We start from the raw sequence: 3,717 nt of genomic DNA, 5'->3' as shown, positions 1-3,717 counted from the left end.
AGAGGATATCTGAAAAGTTTTTTGATACTGAATTTTGCCCCCCTAGCCCCCCAATTCTGGGGGGAACAAGAATCCATTTGTTGGTAAAAGTCCCCCAAAATTGGGGGATTTAGGGGGCTTGAATGTAGCAAATGAGACTTCTCAGACAACCTCTTAAACCAGAATAGTACTTTTTTAATGCTTAAAACAAAGCAATCACAGATAGACAAATGGGCATTCCTGAATCAAGTAATGAATATGAGTGAGGTGGGCTCCTGCCTGTCTGAAAATATCAGAAACGGGCAAGATATCCATTCCACAGAACTCTTAAAATCATTTCATTATTAAGCAACGCCTCTTCAGGCTTGGTTGGCACAGGCTGAATGGTAACGGGCAAGATTCCTGTTCCACCCCTGATATCTGTTCCACCCCTGATCACCATTGCACCCATAATTTCCATTCCACCCAGCGGGTCAAACAGCATGCATTGAAATGCACCCAGTGCCTGTTATGGCGCTACGCGCAAGGCATGCATGCTAAATTGACTACAACAGCTTTTAAGCTTGTATCAATGTCAAACACCTTAATGGGTAGTCTTATACCGATGGAGCCAGTTTGCGTTCGCGTAGCGTGGCCAACGGCCAATCGCGAAGCGGTTCTTTTCGAACATCGCGTTTTTACCCACTGCCCACCCTAGGATTAATCTGTAGGATTAATCACTACAATTAATCCTTATAATTAATCACAATGGTCTAAGCAAGATTTTAGTAGTAAAGACGGGGGTGTTATGAAAATACACTTTGAGCGTACTGGCGGTTTTATGGGGATGAATATGGCAACTGAGGTTGATACTGAATCCCTATCGCCAGAAGAAGCTGATCAGCTGCAAGCCATGATTAATACTAATAGTTTCTTTGAGCTACCAGCACAGCTGATGTCATCAACACCGGGTGCAGATCAGTTTAGCTACAAACTGACCGTAGAAGTTGCTGGACGGAAAAAAACTGTGGAAATTGGTGATACAGCAGTTCCAGAGATGCTGCAACCTTTGCTAAGACGGTTGACAACGATGGCAAGGTCAACTTTGAAGTAAGAATGAAGAATTAAGAATTTAGAATGAAGAATGAAGAATTAAGAATTAAGAATGTAGAATTAAGAATGTAGAATTAAGAATTTAGAATTTAGAATCTGGGGGGGTGAGATGCAAGCAAGCTTAAATCGTTACTGGGTAGTAATTTTAGCCCATAAGTGATCAAAAGATACATGCTGTTTTGGGCTGACATTTGACATAGTGATAAGGCTCCCTCGCTTCCACACAATCAAAGTCGGGTTAGTTTCCGAGTGTATCTTACCTGAGCTCATTGGCGTCAAAGCCTTATATACTACTAAGCTTTTTAGGGCTCATGTCACCCCCCGAGATGTATAATTCTAAATTCTGCATTCTAAATTCTGCATTCTACATTCTACATTCTAAATTCTGCATTCTAAATTCTGCATTCTACATTCTACATTCTACATTCTACATTCTACATTCTAAAATAACGTAGTCGGAGCATAGGGGATAATATCAGGATCGAATCCCCCCACTTGATTAGTGCGGATAACCCAAAGTTTAGCGCCATGGTTTAACAAAAGACTAGCGATTTCATCATGACCACGTCGCGGTAGTACAGTCCGCCAGCTAGCAAGTCCTCGGAGGATCGACATAATTGGACTGTCACTAGCAGCAACTCCCACCAAGGTTTCAGAATTTTCCTTCCAGTCACTACGAACAATTCCTAGGGGAGTCAGCTGTTGTTCTAGTGCTTGTCCCAACTCGGATAATTGTTGAAATCGCTGAGTTTGGGGATGATCTGGATGACTGTTCAACCACTCTTGAATTTCAGGATTGTCATTCACTTCATCTTCTATCTGTTGGATGGCTACATAAAGCGCTTGATTGGAGTCTTGCACACAGGACTCTGCTGGTGAAGCCAATGCTGCACCGTCACCATCCCCCGTGCGGTAGCGAGCCATCATGACTTGTAACTGATGCTTCAATTCATCCAAAGGTGATAGTTTAATATCACCAAACTCGTAGTCTTGGGTGACAGCATCCAATTTAACAATCACATCAGAAACAGGTCGATTGCCTAACCAACCCCGCTGCAAATTTCCCATATAGTTCGGCCATTTGATTGACCCTGCAATAATGCCATCGGGGTTACTAGCATAAACTTGCTGGTACTCTATATCAAAGCGTAATTCATCGCTTAATGGGTCACGCACTACATGAGCAATACCATAGGCAAAGTGACCGCTTACCATATTAAAAAGGACACGTTCATCTTTTTTATTACCACCAATTCCCCCATAAAGATGGATGACAATTCCCCGGTCTCCCTCCTGCCAAGGGGATATCGCAGCGTCTGGTTGTTCAGCTAAAGGATCCAGCAGAACTGTCTTGGCAGTACCTTTTTGCTGTTCGGTATTTTCCCAATTTTTTTCCTTAATGTAAGTTACCCCTTCCTCAACTCCCAAAATTACTTGATCTGGCTCTAGCATCATCAAAGCCCTAGGTTCAATCCCTTGGGTAACAAAAATGCCGTCAGGATCCTGAGCACCATAAATATACCAACCAGCGCTATTTAGAGGAGAGTCTTCAATCTGGGAATTGGTAGATCTAGGGATGTCATACCGGTCAGCCACCACTTGAGGAATACGAATAATTTCTTGAGGTCCATCAAATTGTTTTGAGTCTTTATTAAAGTGAGACACTTGAAAGCGATCGCTTTCAAGTGTCTCCCGCTTAATAATGGTAACCAAGCCATAGAAGCGACCGGTAATTTGCACTGGGTCTTCGGCAATAGTCAAAGATGTCGTTGTTTCTGACTCAGTCACAACTGGATTGTTTACCATGACAATCACATTATCGTCAGGTCTGGCTGCAGCCAAAGATTCCAGGGGACCTACCCGATTCAGATGATTTAATCGAACCGGATGCATAGCGCCCCCTGTCATGCTATCTTCAGTGGTTTGATTAAAATTAATATCTATGGTAACTCGCTTCACATAGTCTTGGATCCCTGAAGCATCTTTACTCCATGCTAAAGTCACAATTTGTCCCACCAAATGCTGATACTCAGCAGCAGCATGGTAGACTTCAAAGAGTACCGAATCATCCGTTGTTCGTTCCTCCTTTGGCGGCTCGATTAGTCTTCCGATCCACTCACTAATGGGTTGATAAAGACTTGATGATAGGGTCTGATTGATGGGATAATAACTAGGCTGATTTATCTGATCGTTACGAGAAAGTTCGTAGTTAGATGGTTTCGGTTCGGTCATTTTTTTCTGGGCTTGAGAGTAGATAAAAAATACCACCCCGATTACTAAAATTAGGATAACCAGGACGATTACCAAAGGGTTTTGGAGATTTACCATTATTACTATGGTTTTTTTAAAAGGGAACAGGGAATAGGGAGTAGGGATTAGGGAATCGGGAATCGGGAATCGGGAGTCGGGAATCGGGGTAAGAAAATTGACTGTACCTGATAATTATGACAACCGCTTTAATAGTATAGTCGTTGCAATTACCTATCTCCAAACTTCTCATAATTTCCTATCTTTCCCACACTCCCCACACTCCCCACACTCCCCACACTCCCCTTTCTCCCCACACTTCCCACACTTCCCACACTTCCCACACTCCCCTCTTGCCTCTTGCCTCTTGCCTCTTGCCTCTTGCCTTTAATCCCCTAA

4 protein-coding genes are annotated in these 3,717 nt (G+C 43.0%); 1 reads left to right on the top strand and 3 read right to left on the bottom strand.

Features of this window, described 5'->3' with window-relative positions:
- Positions 1 to 271: 271 nt before the first annotated feature.
- Positions 272 to 463 (bottom strand): hypothetical protein, encoded by a 192-nt coding sequence (locus F6K20_RS28705; protein ID WP_008190150.1) that lies wholly within the window; start codon positions 461 to 463, stop codon positions 272 to 274.
- Between the two features lie 303 nt (positions 464 to 766).
- Here F6K20_RS28705 and F6K20_RS28700 point away from each other — a divergent pair, with 303 nt between their 5' ends.
- Positions 767 to 1,072 (top strand): protealysin inhibitor emfourin, encoded by a 306-nt coding sequence (locus F6K20_RS28700; RefSeq protein WP_008190153.1) that lies wholly within the window; start codon positions 767 to 769, stop codon positions 1,070 to 1,072.
- Between the two features lie 440 nt (positions 1,073 to 1,512).
- On the opposite strand, the gene F6K20_RS28695 is transcribed toward F6K20_RS28700, so the two are convergent.
- Both F6K20_RS28695 and F6K20_RS28690 read right to left on the bottom strand, forming a co-directional pair.
- Positions 1,513 to 3,399, bottom strand: coding sequence for an abortive infection protein (locus F6K20_RS28695; RefSeq protein ID WP_287296940.1), 1,887 nt, complete (start codon positions 3,397 to 3,399; stop codon positions 1,513 to 1,515).
- Positions 3,400 to 3,415: 16 nt separating this feature from the next.
- Positions 3,416 to 3,571 (bottom strand): hypothetical protein, encoded by a 156-nt coding sequence (locus F6K20_RS28690; protein WP_287266109.1) that lies wholly within the window; start codon positions 3,569 to 3,571, stop codon positions 3,416 to 3,418.
- Between the last annotated feature and the right edge of the window lie 146 nt (positions 3,572 to 3,717).

The sequence above is a fragment of the Moorena sp. SIO2C4 genome, from assembly GCF_010672485.1.
GTDB lineage: Bacteria > Cyanobacteriota > Cyanobacteriia > Cyanobacteriales > Coleofasciculaceae > Moorena > Moorena producens.
This window is presented reverse-complemented; position numbering and strand designations above follow the sequence as displayed.